This is a genomic window from Hahella chejuensis KCTC 2396, from assembly GCF_000012985.1.
Lineage (GTDB): Bacteria > Pseudomonadota > Gammaproteobacteria > Pseudomonadales > Oleiphilaceae > Hahella > Hahella chejuensis.
The window spans coordinates 5687350-5706251 of sequence record NC_007645.1; the positions used below are offsets into that span (position 1 = coordinate 5687350).

Annotated in this window: 16 protein-coding genes; 8 read left to right on the top strand and 8 right to left on the bottom strand. The window is 56.6% G+C overall.

Annotated features, from left to right (window positions below; genetic code table 11):
• Window positions 1–63 precede the first annotated feature (63 nt).
• The 6 genes from HCH_RS24970 to HCH_RS24995 form a co-directional block, all read right to left on the bottom strand.
• On the bottom strand, window positions 64–954 hold the full coding sequence (locus tag HCH_RS24970; protein ID WP_011399285.1) for a sterol desaturase family protein: 891 nt from the start codon (window positions 952–954) through the stop codon (window positions 64–66).
• Window positions 955–1125: 171 nt separating this feature from the next.
• Complete coding sequence (locus HCH_RS24975) at window positions 1126–2277, bottom strand: VWA domain-containing protein (RefSeq protein WP_011399286.1); 1152 nt, start codon at window positions 2275–2277, stop codon at window positions 1126–1128.
• Window positions 2274–4709 (bottom strand): DUF5682 family protein, encoded by a 2436-nt coding sequence (locus HCH_RS24980; RefSeq protein WP_011399287.1) that lies wholly within the window; start codon window positions 4707–4709, stop codon window positions 2274–2276. The genes HCH_RS24975 and HCH_RS24980 overlap by 4 nt, the downstream gene beginning before the upstream one ends.
• A gap of 97 nt (window positions 4710–4806) precedes the next feature.
• Window positions 4807–5892, bottom strand: coding sequence for an ATP-binding protein (locus HCH_RS24985; RefSeq protein ID WP_011399288.1), 1086 nt, complete (start codon window positions 5890–5892; stop codon window positions 4807–4809).
• Entirely contained in the window at window positions 5889–7394 is a 1506-nt protein-coding gene (locus HCH_RS24990; protein ID WP_011399289.1) for a DUF5691 domain-containing protein, read from the bottom strand. The genes HCH_RS24985 and HCH_RS24990 overlap by 4 nt, the downstream gene beginning before the upstream one ends.
• A 56-nt stretch (window positions 7395–7450) precedes the next feature.
• Window positions 7451–8803, bottom strand: a complete 1353-nt coding sequence (locus HCH_RS24995; protein ID WP_041598916.1) for an SWIM zinc finger family protein — start codon at window positions 8801–8803, stop codon at window positions 7451–7453.
• Window positions 8804–9000: 197 nt separating this feature from the next.
• Here HCH_RS24995 and HCH_RS25000 point away from each other — a divergent pair, with 197 nt between their 5' ends.
• On the top strand, window positions 9001–10017 hold the full coding sequence (locus HCH_RS25000; RefSeq protein WP_011399291.1) for an AraC family transcriptional regulator: 1017 nt from the start codon (window positions 9001–9003) through the stop codon (window positions 10015–10017).
• A 12-nt stretch (window positions 10018–10029) separates the two neighbouring features.
• Here the strand turns inward: HCH_RS25000 and HCH_RS25005 are convergent, their stop codons facing one another.
• Both HCH_RS25005 and HCH_RS25010 read right to left on the bottom strand, forming a co-directional pair.
• Window positions 10030–10356 (bottom strand): DUF3301 domain-containing protein, encoded by a 327-nt coding sequence (locus tag HCH_RS25005; protein WP_011399292.1) that lies wholly within the window; start codon window positions 10354–10356, stop codon window positions 10030–10032.
• 134 nt (window positions 10357–10490) lie between these two features.
• Window positions 10491–10934, bottom strand: a complete 444-nt coding sequence (locus tag HCH_RS25010; protein WP_011399293.1) for a GNAT family N-acetyltransferase — start codon at window positions 10932–10934, stop codon at window positions 10491–10493.
• A 387-nt stretch (window positions 10935–11321) separates the two neighbouring features.
• Between HCH_RS25010 and HCH_RS25015 the strand changes: the two genes are divergently transcribed.
• The 7 genes from HCH_RS25015 (at window position 11322) to HCH_RS25045 (ending at window position 18707) form a co-directional block, all read left to right on the top strand.
• Entirely contained in the window at window positions 11322–11531 is a 210-nt protein-coding gene (locus HCH_RS25015) for a cold-shock protein (protein WP_011399294.1), read from the top strand.
• Between the two features lie 318 nt (window positions 11532–11849).
• Complete coding sequence (rnr, locus tag HCH_RS25020) at window positions 11850–14264, top strand: ribonuclease R (RefSeq protein WP_011399296.1); 2415 nt, start codon at window positions 11850–11852, stop codon at window positions 14262–14264.
• A 71-nt stretch (window positions 14265–14335) separates the two neighbouring features.
• Entirely contained in the window at window positions 14336–15151 is an 816-nt protein-coding gene (locus HCH_RS25025) for an arylamine N-acetyltransferase family protein (protein ID WP_011399297.1), read from the top strand.
• A gap of 73 nt (window positions 15152–15224) precedes the next feature.
• Window positions 15225–16142: a DMT family transporter gene (locus HCH_RS25030; RefSeq protein ID WP_011399298.1), complete on the top strand. Its 918-nt coding sequence runs from the start codon at window positions 15225–15227 to the stop codon at window positions 16140–16142.
• A gap of 20 nt (window positions 16143–16162) precedes the next feature.
• On the top strand, window positions 16163–16759 hold the full coding sequence (locus HCH_RS25035; RefSeq protein WP_011399299.1) for a Crp/Fnr family transcriptional regulator: 597 nt from the start codon (window positions 16163–16165) through the stop codon (window positions 16757–16759).
• Between the two features lie 125 nt (window positions 16760–16884).
• A complete protein-coding gene (gene ada, locus HCH_RS25040; RefSeq protein WP_011399301.1) occupies window positions 16885–17961 on the top strand; it encodes a bifunctional DNA-binding transcriptional regulator/O6-methylguanine-DNA methyltransferase Ada in 1077 nt (358 codons plus the stop codon).
• Window positions 17958–18707, top strand: a complete 750-nt coding sequence (locus HCH_RS25045) for a 2OG-Fe(II) oxygenase (RefSeq protein ID WP_011399302.1) — start codon at window positions 17958–17960, stop codon at window positions 18705–18707. Before ada ends, HCH_RS25045 begins: the two co-directional genes overlap by 4 nt.
• The last annotated feature ends 195 nt before the right edge of the window (window positions 18708–18902 follow it).

Below are 18902 nucleotides of genomic sequence, written 5' to 3' on the forward strand. Positions count from 1 at the left end.
TATAGTGGATATAGGCGGCGGGAGACAGGGCCTGACATGTGCAGGCCCTGTCGTTGCAGACAGCTATTTGTCTGCCTGATTAATAGTCTGACTCTCTGATTGCACATCAGATGACGCAGCCTCCGGCGGACCGAACAGCGCCCTTAATCTGTTCCCCAGAGAAAGTCCGGGCGTAAGGGCGTCACGCCACATATCCCGCCATTCATGAAACGTCAGCAAGAGCGGATTATGGCTGCGCACCAGCTTCACCACTCCATACTCGCAAGGCAATTCATCTTTTTCCGCGACAAAAGTGCCGAACAGTTTGTCCCAGATAATAAGAATACCGGCGAAGTTCTTATCGATATATTCCGGATTGCGAGCATGATGCACGCGGTGATGGGAGGGAGTGTTGAACAGGTATTCCAGCCAGCCTAGCCGACGCACCACCTGAGTATGGATAAAAAACTGGAACGCCAGACTCAGCATCACCATCGTCACGGCCTGCTGCGGCGTGAAGCCGACCAATATTATCGGCAGCCAGAACAGCCACATACCCGAAATCGGATAGGTCAGGCTCTGTCGAAATGCGGTCGACAGGTTAAGGCTCTCGGAGGAATGATGTACGACATGAGACGCCCACATCCAGCGAATGCGATGACTTCCGCGGTGAAACCAGTAGTAACAAAAATCCTGCAATAGAAACAACAGGATGAAACTCCACCATACAGTGGGAATATCAAACAGGCGCAATGAAAACACTGCATCGTAAACATATATCAGCACGATGGCGGCTACCGCCTCGGAGCCCTCATGCATCAACGCCAACGCGGCGTTGCTGAGGGTATCCGGCCAGGTGTAACGCGCGGACGGAAACTGCGCCCCTCGTCCTTGCAGATACCAGGCCTCCCAGGCAATAAAACCGAGAAAGACAGGCGCTAACGCAAGTAATAAATATTGAAGTTCAAACTGCATCCGAACACTCCGTTAAGTCCATACATCACCGGCCCTGCGCCAGTGTGGACATTTTCAGTTGCGGAGACAGTTTGATTATAGATGTTTCACGCCCCGGTTATTGGCCTGAGACGACAGCAGGCGATCCCGCTTCGGCGCCTCAGGATGAGAGATGCCTCCGGCAAAGGCGCGCTACCCTTGCCGCTCCATCACAATATCCTGGCTCGCCGTCCAATCCGCGACTGAGCCGCCGCCCAGGGCCACCGCCATCAGATCCGGGAACTGGTCCGGCGTACAGGCGAAAGTGGGCACGTCCAGACTGGCGAACTGTTGCGCCAGACGCTTGTCGAAGTACGGCGCGCCGTCATCATTGAGGGCGAGCAAAGTGATGACGTTAACGCCGGCGTTTTTCAGTTCCGCCACCCGCTGCACCAATTGCTTCTGGTCGCCGCCTTCATACAGGTCCGTGATGAGAATGAACGACGTATCCTGTGGCTTGGTGATTTGCTGCTGGCAATAGGTGACGGCTTTGTTGATATCCGTGCCGCCGCCTAACTGCACGCCAAACAAAACGTCTACCGGGTCCTGCAGTTTTTCCGTCAGATCCACCACCGCCGTATCAAACACCACCAGCTGGGTTTTCAACGCCGGGATGGACGCCATCACCGCCGCAAAAATACTGGCGTAAATCACGCTCGACGCCATAGAGCCGGACTGATCCACACACAGCATGACTTCCTTAAGTGCGCTAGGCTGCTTACGGCCATATCCGATCAGGCGTTCCGGCACAATGGTGCGATATTCCGGTTGATAGTGCTTGAGGTTCGCGCGAATGGTGCGCGCCCAGTCGATATCAGCGTGACGCGGACGCTGCTTGCGCATGGCGCGATTGAGACTGCCGCGAATCGCCTGCTCGGTGCTGCTCTGCAACTTGCGCATCAGCTCTTCGACGATCTTGCGCACGACTTGCCGCGCAGTTTCCTTGGAGCGTTCCGGTATCAAGTGCCCCAGCGACATCAAATTGGCCACCAGATGGATATCCGGCTGCACCGCCTCCAGCATCTCCGGCTCCAGCAACATGCGCTCCAGGTTCAGGCGTTCGAAGGCGTCCTTCTGCATCACCCGCACGACGGAGCTGGGAAAACGTTCGCGAATATCTCCCAGCCAGCGCGCCACTTTCGGCGCGGAGGAGGACAAATCCGCGCCGCGTTCGCCATCGGAGCCATACAGCGCGTTCAGAATCTGATCCAGTTGCATATCTTCGGCGCTCATTGACGCGTTGTCCTGGCCATCGCCGCCGAGCAACAACCGCCAGCGTCTCTCACGTTCGGAAAGCAGAGTCATGAGGATGAGTTCTCCGTGTCGTTATGGGCGCCGAGGCCAAGCATGGTCTCCAGCAAAGGCAGCATGGCGTTCACCCGGCTGTAGTCAAAATCAGGGTCGGCGGCCACCGCGCCTGCTGCTGCGGTAGTGGAACGCGACTTACGTCGCAGGTTCGCCCGCTCGCCGTCGGCGAAGCTGGAGAATGTCCGGCGCAGTAAGGGCAGCAACAGCATGAAACGCTCTTCCGGCAAGGCGCATAAATAGGCGTCCAGCACCGACCACAGTCGGTCGTCATGGATCAGCAGCAGGCCCGAGCCTTCCAGCAGCCCTTCGATCCAGGCCGCCGCGTGAGAAGGTTCTTCCGCCGCAGACAGCGCGAAGGACAGCGCATTCGCCGCTTCGTCGCCGCTGATCTGATCCGCGCCCAACAATAGTCGATAGCAGCGTCCCAGAATCACGCCATTCACATCGGATTGCCGCGCCAGACGGGACAGTTCCCGCCACCACTCAGCGAGTCGCTCAGCATCCGCATAAAGCTTGAGTGCGTCCGTCATATCCGCGATCAACTTGGCGTGCACTTTAGCGGCGTCTTCGTCTACATTGCGACACTGATACACCAGTCCGATATTGATGCGGGCGCAGAAACCCTCGATGACATGATGCAAAATCGAGGTATCCGCGCCGCGCACATCGCCATAACGAACGATATTCACCAGTCGCGGCGCCGCCGCCATCAACTGGTCCACATCGCTGACCGTCGCCGCCTGCTGTTGCAGGACCACAATCGCATCGTGAATGGCTTCAGCCAGGTCCGCCAGCAACAGACGGTCCACCCAGGCGGTGATATCGCTCAATTTGCTGGCGTTGCGCAGTTGCTCCAAGGCGTATCCGGTAGCGGCGGTGGCGATGTTATTGCCCCACAGACTCTGTTCGATCAGGTTCAGCTCGAATTCCGGTTGCCACTGCAGACGCCAGATCTCCTTGAACGTGCCCTTGCCGCTGCGATCGCTGACCAGACGCGCCCACTTCACACCTAGCAAATTGAGCCGATGAAACAAAGCCGAGCGTAGCTTGCCGTTGTCTTTACGCAAATCCAGTTCAAGATCTTCCTCGACCGTGGACACTTTCAGACGCAGAGATTTCTGTTGCGCCTGCAAGTCCGCCTGCAACGGCGTCTTGGGCAGGTTTTCCGGCACCGCGCCGATACGGTCGCCCACCAGCAATTTACGCTGTAGCAACGCCAGAGGGGCGGCGTCGCCGAAGCAGAACAGGGTCTGGATGGTTTCATTCATTTCATCCAGGCTGGGTTGCGGCTTCTCCCGCAACGCCGCCAGCGTGTCGGCCATGCGCACCGCTTCAATAACGCTGGAGGGCGCCACATCAAAGCCTTGCTCACGCAGCTCCCGCGCCGCCCGCGTCAGCCAGGAGGCGGAAATACCGTCGCGCACCGGCTCGCCGTTTTCATCGCTGCGCGCCGCGTAGCGCCAGATATGCTCATACCAGCCCGGCGCGTCCACGCCGGCGCCGTAGCCGCTGCGGTAACTGATCCGATCATAGGTCCAGGGTATCCAGGTGGCGCTCAGTTTGATTTTAGGCAACCCCTTGATCAGCGCATTGTCGTCCTTGATCGCAACTTTTTTCACCAGCGCCGGTACGTGCCAGGCGCCGCAAATCACCGCAATGCGCTGAAAGCCTTCTTTCTCAGCCTTGCGCACCATCGAGCGCATCCAGGCTTCACGACGCGCTTCGCGATCACTGAGCTTCTGTGCGGAGGCTTCCGCGCGCAAGGCGCCCATGGCGTCCGCAATCGCAGCGAACACGTCAGCGCCCTGGCTGTGCTGCTCCACCACGTGCTCCCACCAGCGCTCGCCGTCGGAGAATCCCGCCGCGGCGGCCAACGCGTCCAGCGGATCGCCGCTGAGAGTCAATGAATCGATGCTTGGCTCTCCGTCTTGCTCTGGACAATCGTCCTCGCCGGCATGCTCTTCCGCAGCGGGCGCGACAGTTTCAGCCTCGACCTGACGCGCAGGATTTTCATCCAACGCCTCTTCACTCTGTTCCTGCGCCCTCTCCTGCTCAGCGGCTTCCGCAGCAGCCGCAGCTTCTTGTCGAGCCTGCCGCGCCAGCGCCAGACTGTGCGTCTGCGGCAAATCAAAGAAACGCAAAGGCAGACTATTACGCCGCGCAAAATGCATCGCCTGCCATTCCGGCGAGAATTCCGTAAAGGGATAGAACACACTGTCGCGGTAGTCATCTCCCGCATAAATCAACTGCGCCACTGGCGGCTGTAACTGCTCGCTGTGAAGATGCTCCAACAGCGGCTCCGCTTCCTGCGGCCCTTCCACCAACAGGATGTCCGGCTGGAAATCCGCCAGCGCTTTTAACATGCTGGCGGTGGAGCCGGGCCCATGGTGACGAATGCCCAGATATAGAATTTTGTCGTTGATAAGCATGATTCGCTTGTCGCCCTTTTTTGACGCGCATCGCCGCTCTGCCGCCGCCTCAAACAGCGGCGCGCGCAGCGGACGCGCGTTCGTCAGCCCCGGTGTTTCAGCTCAGTTCGCGACAGGCGCGATACACGTCTTTCCAGTCGTCGCGCTCTTTCACTACCGTTTCCAGGTATTCGCGCCATACCACTGCATCCTGCACCGGATCTTTCACAATAGCCCCGATCAGGCCTGAGGCGAGATCTGATGCGGACAGTTTTCCGTCGCCAAAATGGTGGGCCAGGCTGAGGCCGCTGTTCATCACGGAAATAGCCTCAGCGGTGCTGAGGGTGGCGCTTGGCGTCTTCAACTTCTCTTTGCCGTCCAGGGTTTTACCTTCGCGCAACTCACGGAAAATGGTGACCACGCGCTGAATTTCCGCAATAGCGTTAACTTCCACGGGTAGTTCCAGAGCGCGTCCCATATCGCTGACGCGCCTGGAGACGATGTTCACTTCTTCTTCGATGGTGGCGGGCGTGGGCAGTATCACGGTATTGAAGCGACGCTTGAGAGCGCTGGACAACTCGTTGACGCCACGGTCGCGGTTGTTGGCGGTGGCGATGACATTGAAACCGCGCACCGCCTGCACTTCGTCGTTCAATTCCGCAATGGGGAGATGCTTTTCCGACAGCACGGTGATGAGCGTGTCCTGAACGTCCGATGGAATCCGCGTCAGCTCCTCAATACGACAAATCTTGCCTTGCGACATGGCGCGCATCAGCGGCGACTCCACCAGCGCATCGCGACTGGGTCCGTGAGCCAACAACTGCGCATAGTTCCAACCATAGCGCATGGCTTCCTCGCTGGTGCCGGCCGTGCCCTGCACCACCATAGTGGAATCGCCGGAGACGGCCGCCGCCAGATGCTCGGAAACCCAGGATTTCGCCGTACCGGGCACGCCGTAAAGCAACAGCGCGCGATCCGTGGTCAGAGTGGCCACGGCGATTTCCATAAGCCTGCGGGAGCCAATGTATTTCGGCGTCACTTCGAAACCGTTATCCAGTTTGCCGCCCATTAGATAGGTGCAGACCGCCCAAGGGGACAACGCCCAGTTGGCGGGGCGCTGGCGCTTGTCCACTTCACGCAGCGCTTCCAGTTCCTGCTGGAACAGTTGCTCTGCGTGCTTTCTTAGAATGGCTTGTTCGGTCATGACTGTAGCTCCTTATGGAAATCAACGCGGTTCTTGTACACCGTCAGCAAAGGGTTGGTTCGGTCGTCTTGCAAGGGCTCCAGCAGGGAGCGAATCTTTTCGTAAGACGTCAACGAAAACTGGTACGCCAACTGGTCAATCGTCTGATGGGCGTCGTAATACCAGCTTTCGCCTTCGATAATCTTGGCGCGGATCATGTCCGCTATGGCTTCGGACAGTTTCGGCGTGAGGTGTGCGAAAGCTTTGAGTTGATACAGCACCGGCAGCCAGAACTGGCTGTCTTTCTTCATCGCCGCCTGCAACGCCGGCAATATCAGCGGCTCGATTTTTTCAGCGGGGAAACCGGCTGCCAGTCCGCCCAGGTATTCCGTGCGCTCCACTTCGGTCAGCGCGGGAAACAGCGCTTCAAAATAGGTCACGTCGCCATGCAACATAGCGCCTTCGGACAACGCCTGCAGCGCGGCTTCCGCGTAGTCGCTGCGGCGGTACAAATCTATCGTCTGCTCCAGAGAAGTTTGCAGAATCTCAGCGCTGGCGCGGGGCGGCAGCAAAGCCAGCACTTGATAAAACCAGCCCGCCCGTTTGCCCACCTTGGTGCGATTGGGCAAATGCGTCAGATCTTCTTTAACGCCCCACTTTTCCCAGGCCTTGTCGAACTCTTTGGGCGGCTCAATATTTAATTGGGATTTTTTCAACAGCGCTTTCTTCAACTGCATCGATTTCGCAAGCCACTCGCGCAACGGCGTCAACACAGACGCATCCCCCAGCTGCGCTAAAAACCGGGTCGCCTGATATCTTACTGGCTGACTGCGATCATCGGCGCAGGCAGACAGAAATTCACTGTCCCTGGCATTCAGGCCGACGCTCATTACTTCCAGCAACGCGGCGCGCTCCTTGGCGGGCTCGTCTTTCCAGATCGCGCTCAATTGACTCAACGCTTCGGCTGGGTCCGCCTCGCGCAAACGACGCAACGCGTCCACTCTGGCCAAGCCGCTGAGATGGGGCAGCTCCTCCGACGCGGGAGCGTCGCTGCGCAACGCTTCCCACTTGGGGTTGAGTCCGCATAACCAGCGCCCGCGCTCGCCCATCACGTGGCGCAGACTGACTTGCAAGCGGGGCTGATTCAGCGCCGCATCCAATAGATCCGCCAACGCAGCCGGAGGCGACACACGCCCTGCGTCAGCCAGCGCCGTCAGGTACTCTGACAACAAACGCATATCTTTGCCGCGTAAGGCGGCGCGCAGTAATTCTTCCGCGCGTCCGCCGCACTGATCGACGGTTTCAGGCTGGGCCGGGGCCACAGTCAGAGCGTGTTGATGAGAACGCCCCAGCAAACGCGTGAAGTTGAACATAACGGCGGTCTTCAGCAGTCGGCGCTCCGCCGGCTCCTCCGCCATCTTGTCCAGCGCCGCACCCAACTCCGCTGTTGGCGCGGTCCAGGGCGCATCCTGGGCGTCACAGCCCAATATCAGACGCTTAACGCTATCGTTCCATTCCTGCATGATGATTTCCGACCTGCATGATGTTTTCTGAATAGATCCGACGACTCAGGCGGCGCTTAAGCAGCGAGCGCCTGACGCGAAGTGACATCGAAATACTGGCGTTCAGCCCATACGCCGAGCGGATTGAAACGGTCGCCGCACCACTCGCCTACGACGCGTACGGGGTGGCCGCCACTCACAGCGAGCAGCTTCCACAGATCGCCTGCGCGTTCGGCCAGCGGAACAGCTTTACCGCCAGCGTCAACCAGCCAGAAAGCGTCATCCTGACGCCAGGGAACCACTGCGTCGACGATAAAGGGATAGGGACCAACCCAGGGGTTCCGCGCGAGTAATTGTTCATACTGATTGAACATCGCGTCCAAACTCATCCCGGCAGGGGTCGTATGCGTATCGCCGGCGCGCTCTGGAGACAGTGTGGCGGCGTCCGCAAATATCGCCCGCAGCGGCGAACCGGATGGATAGAAATGGGCTTTGCCCCGAATCAGCTGGCCGCCGCGCCACCCCATCACGAGACTTGATCGTTGCGTTTCATGAGCGAAATTAACCACCTTCGCCATGCGCCCGCTCTCCAATCCCACCAGATGAATCACTTGCATCACCAGGCGGTCTTCCTGAGTCTGACTGTGCGACAACGCCAGCCAGACGTCTTCCACCGGATGGATCGCCAACAGCTCATCCTGACTCCACTGCCAGCCTATCTGCGTGCGAATATCCGCCTGCAGATCCTCCGCCAGTTGCTCCATTCTGTCGTAGGCGTTTAACAACAGGTACAAACGGCTTAGCGACGCAGCCAGTTCCGACATGCGGTCGCCGGTTATGGCGAGAGAGGCCATCTGGCGCACATGATTGGCCAGCCCCGGCGCCTGCGCGTCCACCATGCGCGACTCCAGATTTTTCCAGTACTGATAGTTCTTGTTCTGCAAGTCAGCGAGACCAGTGCGGGCGACGTCTTCCGCCCACAATGTCAACTCTTCCACTCCAGCGCTGACTTTCAGTTCGCGCTGTTCTTTACGCTTTTCCTTCGCGGCGGCGTCAACCGGCTTTTTGTTCTGCGCGCGCTCTACTTTTTTCTGCTCGCGGTCAGCGCGGCTCTCCAGCCACTCGGCAACCCAATCGGGCGCGTCCTGCTGGCGGGTGAAACCATTTTGTTGCTGGGCGTACAGTAGAAACAGCGCGAGCCCATGCTTACAGGGAAATTTTCGGCTCGGGCAAGAGCATTTGAATGCAGGACCCGACAGGTCAATGCGGGACTGGTATGGCTTTGATCCGCTTCCCTGACAGTGCCCCCAGATGGCGTCATCGTTATATTCCAATAACGGCCATTTGCTTGTACTGGTGAGTTTCTGTGCGGCTTTGACTGAGGCGCTGTCCGGCGCCATGGCGATAATTTGTTCTTGATTCCAGGACACGAATTACAACTTTCCAATATGGGTGGTTGATTAGTGACGAGCGGCGGCTTATTTAAAACAGAATCGGCGGTAATTGTATAGAGCAGTCATTCATAATTCATATTTGCGCTTCGCATGCCGGGGCTGGTTAGAATAAGCTCGCCTGCGAACGCAAAATAAACATAATTTCGTTCCAACATGCAGCCCAAAGACGCGCCATGATTATTCGAGACAGTCAGATTTCCGCCGCCTATCTCCGCGGCCTGGTAGATTATCTCACCATAAAACGACAAAATACGTCTTTATTCCTCCAACAATTCCAAATTTCCGAGGCGGTAATCGGCGAACCACAGCAACGACTTCCCACCCGACTATTCAGCGCCATGCTGGAAGCCGCCGGCGTTCAGCTGAATGACGACCACATCGGGCTGCATGTCGGCGAACAAATCAAACCGGGGCAATACGGCGTTCTGGGACTCAGCGTCATGAACTGTAAAACCCTGCGGGAGGCGGTCGCCCGTCACGAACGCTATGAACGACTGGTTTGCGACGTCGGACATACCACTTATCGCCTTTCCAGCGATGACGTGATTCTGAGCTGGGACAGTTGTTCGCCAGACTTGTCGCGACATATCGCGGAAGAGAATATCGCCAGTTGGACCACATTCGCCCGCTGGATTACTGGCGCGTACGTTTCTCCAACGCTCATCCGCTTCCAGCACTCGCGCCCTTCCGACATCCGCGAGCACGAGCGCCTGTTCCAGTGTTCTCTGGAATTCTCCTGCGACAGCATTGAAGTTCACTTCCCCAGCGTCTATCTGGACTTGCCCCTACGCCAACATGACCCCGCCATGCTGGCGCTGCTGGACGAGTATGCCGACCGCCTGTTGCTGCAACTCAATCCTGAGGCGAATTTCAGCGACAAAGTTAAAGCAGCGCTCACCAACCTGCTGCAGGCTGGCGATATCAGTCTGCAAAAAACGGCGCGGACGTTGAACCTTTCTGCAAGGGCGTTGCAACGTCGGCTGCAAGAGGAAGGATGCAGTTATCAACAGATCCTCGACGAGACGCGCCGGGAGTTGGCGCTGCGGCAAATCAGCGATGAGCGTCTGGACCTGTCGGAAATCACTTTCTTTCTCGGATTCGCCGACCAGAGCGCCTTTCAGCGGGCGTTCAAACGCTGGACCGGGCGAACGCCGGGACAGTATCGCCGCGAGCAGGAACTGACGGGTTAGCCGCCCGGGCCGCTAGTGATAGCTGATGCGATGCGCATCCAGGCGCACATCCTTCACCAAGCGCCCCAGGGTGTCTACTTCACCGTTATATCGTTCCTCACCGGTGGAGGAAAACTCAAACGTATAGGTTCGCGCCAGACCCATGGAGCCGCGCGCGTCCCGCCGAAAACTCAACTTGCGCAGCGCTACGCTGCCGTCAAGGAATTGCAGATCAAGCTCCTGGCACTGGCGCCGAGCGGCGACTAAAGCGATCTCCCGCACCTTCAACGCCTCCCACCATCCCCACAAAGCGATGGCGCAAAGCGTCAGCCAGAACAGGTCGATCAGTTGCAGATTCATAGGGTTTCCATCTTTACTATGGAGATAGTTTTCATCATAACGATTCTGCCGTGGGAGACGCCAACAGCCTGCAGCGCTTCTGATAATTTTCACGCGGTTCGAATAACAACGCAGATCACTTCTTTGGGGGCGAGTCAGGCGGTCGTCAAGTGCATCAATAGATATTCGCCAGTAGGCAGATCAACCCCACGTTCGATTTCACACCAGCCCCGATGGCGATAAAAGGCGACCGCCTGCTCGTTTTTGGCGGCGACTTTCAACTGTAACGGCGGCGCATAACGTCGACGACAAAACTCCAACAGCGCCGTACCGACGCCTCTATTTTTATAGGGCTTGTCGACATACAGGTTGTGAATAAAGCTCTCCGGCTTCCAGACAGAAACAAATCCCACCGCTACGCCTTCGTGATCGGCGACATACACTTCTTCGTCTCGCACGCTGCCCAAAAAGTCATGGATAGAAAACATATCGGCTTCAATCCAGTAAAACGTCTCCTTGCGCGACTCAAAAAAAATCCTGCTCAAATCAGGCGTGTCCGCCGCCGTCGCAGCGCGGACGACTAGCTCATTCAGCTTCATCTGATACCAATCATTCAGTCCATTTCCAAACCGACAACATGGTTCCAGAGCCGACAAGCGAATGCAATGTTGGATTACGCGCGCCCATCCTGCGCTCAAGTTTCGCCGCCGGTTTACTCGTAACCCGTTCTATTCAAAACATATCCCTCGACATTTGAGATAACGCCGCCGACATTAATAATATTTTTAATAATTTATTTATTGACAACCAGCATCAAAACTATAGACTCACGGAAAGGTAGAAAGAAAGCCTCTAGTTTTATTTAACACTCCGCTCGATGTTTTAGTCATAATCTTCGTCCTGTAGTTTTAAATTCCAGTCTTGTTTTTCCACTTTAAAACCGCCCGCAAGGCAAATTTTTATTCATTTATTTTCAGGAGATTTTTATGTCCGATACAGTTAAAGGCACTGTTAAATGGTTCAATGAAACTAAAGGTTTTGGTTTTATTCAACAAGAATCAGGCCCAGACGTATTCGCTCATTTCAGCGCTATCGTAAGCAATGGATTCAAAACCCTGACGGAAGGTCAGCAGGTTGAGTTCACTGTCGCCAAAGGTCCAAAAGGGCCACAGGCTGAGAACATTGTTTGCTTATAAGCAGCAATAATCGGAGCTATCGGAAATATTATTTTTGCTAGCCCTTTTTCTCAATGCGAGCGGGGGCGGATATATCGCCGCCCCAGCCGCATGAGCTTAAACTAAATTTGTTCCGCTTTTATCCGCAAAAAGCCACTTGGCCATTCGCCATCGCCTTCCACGAACATATCTTTATAAGCGCTCGTCGCTTATTTCTTAATAAATTAAAGCATTACCAGCCAATATATCTTGTCGAGTTTTATCTGAACTACACTGAAGCCTTCCTTCATATATTATCCAGAGCAAGTTATCGGCTGTCTTTTCCAAAGAGGAAACACCATGAGCACAGCCTCAATAACTGCAATTAGCGCGCATGATGCGCAAAAATACGATAATCCGATCCCCAACCGCGAGTTCATTCTCAATGTGCTCAACCAGCAAGGCGGACGTCTCAACCGTGAACAATTGGCTGAACGCCTCAAGCTGAGTAGCGAGCAGGATTTGGAGGCGCTAAGACGTCGCTTGCGAGCGATGGAGCGTGATGGTCAAATCATGTTCGATCGCGGAGATTATACGCCGATCAAATCGAGTGAACTGATTTGCGGCCGCGTCATCGGTCGTCGTGAAGGGCACGGATTCCTGGCCCGGGATGAAGGGGGCGATGACTTAGTGCTGAACAAAAGCCAAATGCGCAAAGCGCTGGACGGAGACCGTGTGCAGGTTCGCATCAGTGGCGTCGATCACCGTGGCCGCCAGGAAGCTCAGATCGTGAGCGTATTGGAGCGTAATACCACGCAATTGGTAGGCCGCCTGAAACACGAATCCGGCGTCTACACGCTGGTTCCTGATAACGATCGTATCTGCAACGAAATCATCATCACGCCAGAGAGCGTCGGCGACGCGGCAGACGGACAGTATGTGGTGGTAAACATCGTCAAGTACGCCAGAAACCGCTCTCCTATGCTGACAGACGTGGCTGAGGTGCTTGGCGACGCCATGGCGCCCGGCATGGAAATCGATGTTGCGATCCGTAATCACGACATCCCTTTTATCTGGCCTAATGACGCGGTTCAGGCGGCGAAACAACTGGGCGCGGCGGTCTCTGACGAGGATAAACTGCACCGGTACGACCTGCGCAGCGTTCCCCTGGTCACGATCGATGGCGAAGACTCCATGGATTTCGACGACGCACTTTTCTGCCAGCCGCGCAGCAATGGCGGATGGCGTTTATTTGTCGCTATCGCGGACGTCTCTCACTACGTGACGCCAGGCAGTCCGCTGGACCTGGAAGCCCAGAAGCGTGGGACATCCGTCTACTTTCCCGGTCGCGTGGAGCCCATGTTGCCGGAGGCGTTGTCCAACGGACTCTGCTCTCTGAACCCGAATGTGGATCGTCTGGCCATGATCTGCGAAATGTTCATCGACTCTGCGGGCAATCTTGGCAAGTTCCAGTTCTACGAAGGGATCATGCGTTCCCATGCCCGCCTGACCTATACAGAAGTCGGTGCTCTGCTGGAGCAACCGGAATCCAGACTTGGCCAGCAGGTTCAACAGCGCTACAGCGATCTGGTTCCGCACCTGCAGGCATTACATCAGCTGTACGGCGCATTGCGACAGGCTCGCAGCAAACGCGGCGCGATTGACTTTGAAACGACTGAAAGCAAATTTCAATTCGACGACCAGCGTAAGATCCGTCGCATTGATCCCGTCGTGCGCAATGACGCTCACAAGCTGGTGGAGGAATGTATGCTATGCGCCAATGTGGCGACAGCGCGTTTTCTGCAAAAGCTTAAGCTCCCGGCTCTGTATCGGGTTCACCAGGGGCCTCTGCAGAAAAAACTGGAAAACCTGCGTGCGTTCCTCGGCGAGTTGGGACTGTCATTGGGCGGCGGCAAGCAGCCGACGTCCACGCACTATCGCCGCCTGTTGAACAGCATCAGCGAGCGTCCAGACGCGGAAGTCATACAATCCATAATGCTGAGATCCCTTAGCCAGGCTGAGTACAGTCCGGATAACCAGGGGCATTTCGGACTGGCTTACAGCGCTTACGCACATTTCACGTCACCGATCCGACGTTATCCCGACCTGTTGACCCATCGCGCCATTCGATCCGTGATTCGGGGCAATGAGAGCGGCGGCAAATTCAAACGCGCCTTCAAGTCGATAACCGGATTGGGCGCAGATCCCGTGCGCCGCGTTGATAGCGCCGCCTCTTTGACGCCATCGCAGAGTTATCCATATAAAACAGAGGACATGGTGAAACTGGGTGAGCAATGTTCGCTCGCATCCCGTCGGGCGGATATGGCCAGTTGGGATGTAGAAGCCTGGTTGAAATGCGAATACATGCAGGATCGCATTGGCGACACCTTCGCCGGTACGGTCTGCGGAGTAACCAACTTCGGCCTGTTCGTGGAGCTCAAAGGCGTCATGGTTGAAGGCTTGATTCACGTCTCCGCGCTAGAGGGCGACTACTATCAATTCGACGCCGCCAAACAGCGCCTGACGGGCGAACGCAGTAAAAAAAGCTACGGGCTTGGGGACGCGATTCAGGTAAGAGTCGTTCGCGTTGATCTGGAACAGCGCAAAATCGAACTTGAAATGGATGGTCGCGGGCAAGCGCCTGGTAACGGCAAAAACGCCTCCGGCAGTAGACGACGCAGTAATGACAAATCGCCCGGCCGACGCTCAGGAAAGCCGAAGTCCAGCGGTCGGTATGCGAACAAAAAGCCCGCCGTGGCTGAGAGCGCCCACTAAACCCAGGTTAATTACTTACCGCAGGGTTCAGGATAGGCTGACGGAAAATTGATTGAAGAAGGATATATTCAATGACATTGACCGAAATCGCCAACGCTTATTTTACTGACCTGGACGTTAACCCCAACCGCCCCACACTGGATGTGATACGCGATATGCAGAGCCGGCATATCGCCAAGCACAGCTTCAACAACCTGGCGGTGGCGTTGTCCCAGGACATCCAGATAGACAGTGAGTCTGTTTTCAACAAAATTGTGCGTCAGGGCTTCGGCGGCTACTGCTTCGAACACAACAAACTGACATTCGACGCGCTTTCCGCGCTGGACCTGGATGTACGCATTCTGCTGGCGCGCGTGGTGTATAACACCGACAACGACGTTCCCCGCACCCATCGCATCACTTTGCTTTCCCTGGAAGACGCCCAGTACATCGTCGATACCGGCTTCGGACACTTCGGCGCGCGCTTCCCCATCAAGCTTGAAGAAGGTCTGGAACAGGATCTTGGCGACGCAGTCTATCGCATCGTCAAAAATGCGCGGGGAGATTACTGCTACCAGATTATGAAAGAAGGCGAGTTTTTCACTCTTTATACCTTTGATCTGGGGCGCTATACCGAAGCGGACTGCCTGACTGGACATTTCTACTCGCATAAGCACCCCAACGCCGCGTTCCTGCACAATCTGGTGGTGTGCCGGAAGCACTTCAACGACGTGCACTCCTTACGCAACGGCGAGCTCCATCGCATGCGCCAAGGCGAAACCGCCATAGAGCCCGTCGCCGATATCGAGACGCTGCACCGTCATCTGACGCAGACATTTGGGCTAAGCGTAGACACCGCCATCTCGGAATTTCTATTCAATAAATTTATCGCAGAAAAGTCCGCTTAAACGCGGACTCTCTCTCGCGTCGCGCGAACCTCCCGTTTTACCCTGACATTATTCATTCAATTGGATTCGACTTATGCACGCGCTCACGAAAGATACGCTAACGCTGTTGCTATGGGTGGCGCTGATGGCGTCCTCCTTTGTGGTGTCTGCCGACTTGCCTCAGTACGCCAGCCCCATTGCTGGAACGGAGTTGCGCTTTATTCTTGCGACCTTGTTGCTGGCGCCGCTGGCGCTGTCCCGTTACTCCTTATTCAAGGACCTAGGCTTGCTCATACGTTATGGCCTGATCAGCCTGTTCCTGGTGCTGTTCTTTATCGGATTGTTTGAAGCGCTGAAAACCACTACTGCGTTGAATACTTCCGTGATCTACACGCTGGTTCCGTTGATGAGCGTAGTGATCAGCCGGTTGTTCCTCGGCGCACGCGTCAACGGCGCCATGCTATGCGGATTTGTCATTGGCGCCGGCGGCGCGCTATGGGTATTGCTCGCCACCCATGGAGATAGCGCACACACCCTGGCCTGGAACGACGGCGACGCCCTATTCCTGCTCGCCTGCGCCAGCCTTGCGCTGCATGTCACGCTGGTCAAGAAATGGGGCTCCAATACGCCTCCCATTCAGGGCGCTTTCTACATCATGCTGATGGGCGCAATCCTGATGGCGCCGGTTATGATTGTCGCCGGCGATATTGAGCAGGTCGCCTGGGGCGAGTTCGATTTCTGGCGGGTATTGTTGTATCTGACGCTGTTCGCCACCATCGCTACGTTCTATCTGCAACAGCATCTGGTGCAGAAAGTCGGTCCCAACCGCTTGCTGGCGTTCAGTTATCTGATCCCCACATTCGTCGCCACCGGACAGGGTTTCATGCAGGGACCGGGGCTGTGGTACAGTCTGCCAGGCGTCGCTCTGACGCTGCTCGCCCTGCTGCTGATCTCCGGCGCCTGGTCGCCAGCGCCGCGTAAGACGCATGTTGGCGACGCACCGGCAAATTGATGTAGAAATGAGGGGATACAATGAATCAGCGGGAAATCGAACGGAGTTTCCTGGATTTTCTAAAGCAATCATTCAACTTGATTGACGCACTCGAGCTAACGGATCTGGACCTGCAAGGCGAAGTGCGCTGCTACCGTAAGGGCGAGCTGCTGATTCAACAAGGCCGTCCTGCGCCCAAGCTCTTCTATTTCGCCAAAGGCTTCGCCCGTTACGTCTGCGTCTCCCCCGAGGGCAAGGAATTCACCCAGTCCTTCGCCTGCTCGCCCAACATCGCCGGCTCCACGCGGGCTATGGTGCGAAATGCGCCAGCGTTGTTCAGCATTGAAGCGCTGGACGATATTCTCTGTCTGGAGCTTGAGTGGAGCCATTTCAGCCAGAGCCTGCAGCGTCATCCCGGGTTGCTCGCCACCTATACAAAAATGCTGGAGGCCCTGTTCATTGGCAAGGAGGAACGCATATACGGCTTTGTGCAATTGACGGCGGAACAGCGCTATCTCAATTTTCTAGAGCAGAACCCGCAGCTTAAGGACAAAATTCCCCTGCAATACATCGCCTCCTATATCGGCATCACGCCCGTGGCGCTCAGCCGCATCCGCAAAAAACTACGCCTGGACTGAATCAGGCTCATTGTCCGGCGCGTTGGTGGTCGGCGCGAATTTGAAAGCAATCGCCAGAGTGCGGGCAATGGCGCCCATTGCTAAATTCTCCGCCATCAGGTAGACCTTAACCAAGGAGCGCCATCATGAACGCATCGTCAAAACCTACTCAGACCGACGCCACAATGAACGACCCTCGTTGGCGCGCGCTGCAGGAGCGCGACACCCGGGCGGACGGCAGTTTCTATTACTCCGTGAAGACTACCGGGGTTTATTGTCGTCCGTCCTGCGCCGCCAGAACGCCGCGCCCGGAGAATGTGCGTTTTTACGACAGTATTGAAGACGCGGAGCAAGCGGGTTTCCGTCCCTGCCGGCGTTGCCGCCCCGACGCGCCTTCGCTGGCGGCGCGGCAAGCGGAGAAAATCGCTACGGCCTGCCGTTTGATCGCTGGTTCTGAAACCTTTCCCAGCCTGGATGAACTGGCGCAATGCGCTGGCATGAGTAAATTTCACTTTCATCGCGTTTTTAAACAGATCACCGGCCTCACCCCGCGCAGCTACGCCGCGGCGCAGCGTAAACAACGCCTTGACGGTGCGCTGCAGCGCAGCGATACCGTGACGGATGCGATCTATGACGCCGGCTACAACTCCAACGGGCACTTTTATGGAGAGTCCAATCAGATCCTGGGTATGACGCCGGGCGACTATCGCCGCGGGGGCGCCAACGCGGAAATCCGCTTCGCCGTGGGCGAGTGCGCGTTGGGCTCTATCCTCGTGGCGCAGAGCGCACGCGGCGTCTGCGCCATTTTGCTGGGAGACGATCCTGAGGCGCTCGTTCAGGACTTACAGGACCGCTTCGCCAACGCAGAGCTGATCGGCGACGACGCGGATTTCGAGCGCGTAATCGCCAAAGTCGTGGGCTTTGTTGAAGCGCCTCAAGTCGGTATCGACCTGCCTCTGGACATACGCGGCACCGCTTTTCAGCAGCGGGTATGGCGCGCATTACAAGAGATCCCTTCCGGTGCGACGGCGAGCTATGCCGATATCGCCCAGCGCATCGGCTCTCCCAAGTCCGTCCGCGCCGTGGCGCAAGCCTGCGCCGCCAATCTACTGGCCGTGGCGATTCCCTGTCATCGTGTGGTGCGCAGCGATGGCGCTCTGTCAGGTTATCGCTGGGGCGTCGAGCGCAAACAGGCGCTGCTGGAGCGGGAGGCTCAGGAATGAGCGTTTTTACTGACGTGGCCGCAACACGTACGCCCGCGGCAAGCCTGTCCGCGCGCTTGAATAGCTATGACTGGCAACAAACCGCACATGAGTTAGCAACGCGAGGAGCGTCAATCCTTGGCGGATTGCTGAGTGAGCAGGAGTGCGCGGCATTGGTCTCCCTTTACGACGAAGCGGAGCTCTATCGCAGCAAAGTGATCATGGCGCGGCATGGCTTTGGACAAGGGGAATACCAGTACTTCCGCTATCCCCTGCCCCATTTGGTCTCGGAGTTGCGAACGCAGGCTTATCCCTATCTTGCGCCCGTGGCGAATCAATGGAACGCTGCGATGAATCAGGACATTCGCTACCCCGAAGCGCATGAGGATTTTATCGCACGCTGTCACTCCGCCGGGCAGACCCGGCCCACTCCATTGATTCTTAAATACCAGGCGGACGACTACAACTGCCTGCATCAGGATCTATACGGCGAACATGTTTTTCCTCTGCAACTGGCGGTGTTGCTATCCAAACCGGGCGAGGACTTCAGCGGCGGCGAATTTATATTGACGGAACAACGACCTCGCATGCAGTCACGCGCAGAAGTGATTCCGTTACGGCAGGGAGATGCGGTAATCTTCGCAGTGCATCATCGCCCGGCGCAAGGCGTCCGAGGCGTGTATCGGGTCACCATGCGCCACGGCGTGAGCCGGGTGCGTTCCGGCAAGCGATATGCGTTAGGGATGATTTTTCACGACGCCACTTAACTATTAATCAGGCAGACAAATAGCTTCCTTCTATTTGTCTGCTACGACAGAGCCTGCACATGTCAGGCTCTGTCTCCCGCGGCTAGCCGCCGCGCAGGCGCATCCATGCGCATGGTATTAACATGCCCCCTACGAATGCGCATATTCTCACGTACCGTTTTTCGTGAATAAAGCTGTTCAAACTTCCAGTTTTTA